General features: G+C 37.2%; 1 protein-coding gene. It reads left to right on the top strand.

Translation table 11 applies throughout. The features are described from left to right. The first annotated feature begins 687 nt into the window (after nucleotides 1-687). The gene (locus QUA20_RS31885) at nucleotides 688-861 is read left to right on the top strand and encodes a transposase family protein (RefSeq protein WP_333194347.1); all 174 of its coding nucleotides are present in this window, start codon (nucleotides 688-690) and stop codon (nucleotides 859-861) included. Nucleotides 862-1,000: the final 139 nt, after the last annotated feature.

Genomic DNA, 1,000 nt, shown 5'->3' with positions numbered 1-1,000 from the left:
ACTTGTCGCCAGCGACCGTTGCCGTTCAAGAGTGCGGTGACGATCACGATTTAATCGCTGTTTAGTCTAAACTCCAATATAAAGGCTATGCAGCAAGCTCTCGCAGGCTATTGTCAATTATTCATATCAATACTTCGGATGGTGTGTGATTTGCAACTGTAGAATAAGGGTTTCATGGCGATTCGGCAATCCATCTGCTTAGCCGTAAATCAAGGGTTTCAGGCTACGACTTAAAAAGTTTCCAAACTATTGGAAGCTATAAAAAAACTAAAGATACCAAATTTTTGCCAAAAGAGACAGTTGATAAATAGGTGTAACCATCCCGTTATGTTCAAGAGTGCGATCTTACTCCCCGGATCGATCACCAATTGAGTTGTCAGGAGTCAAAAATCACAGGGATTATTAGTTCGGAAGCTGCCCGAACTTCAGAGACTCTTGATGCCACGCTAGCCAAAGCGATCGATAGACATCTCCGAAATAAAAATTGGTTGCAGGCTCGCAGATAGTATAAAAGAGAATTTTACCCATAAAAAAGACATGAGTCAGCTTCATAAAAATATTGATAAGCATCCATCGGAAACTCAAAACTTGTTAGGTATTAACTAAGAGCAACTGATAAGTTTATTTGTTGTTCAATGTGAGGGTTGGCACGATAAAAAAAAGCATAAATAGAACAAAAAAACTAGAATTATTAAAGCGGGAGGCGAGAGACATCATAAGTTAATAGTTGCCCATATAATCCTATTAACTTTAGTTAAGTTACACCAATTGCCAATGTTTCAAATGTTAGGAGTAGAATTTGACGTAAGTGAAACAACAGCCAATGACATCTTTCATCATTGGTTAGCTGTTTTGATATAATGGTTGCCAGCGAGTTTATTATAGCAATCCTATATGATTTGTGAGAATTTACCATAACTGTAAAGCTTGGGGAAATCAAATATCTGATAATGAGTAACTAACTTAAATATATATTTGACGGCAGCAAATGTCTTACACA

The sequence above is a fragment of the Microcoleus sp. Pol7_A1 genome, assembly GCF_036701085.1.
GTDB classification, from domain to species: Bacteria; Cyanobacteriota; Cyanobacteriia; order Cyanobacteriales; family Microcoleaceae; genus Microcoleus; species Microcoleus asticus.
The sequence above is the reverse complement of the archived record's forward strand: the minus strand, read 5'-3'. Positions and strand labels throughout refer to the sequence as shown.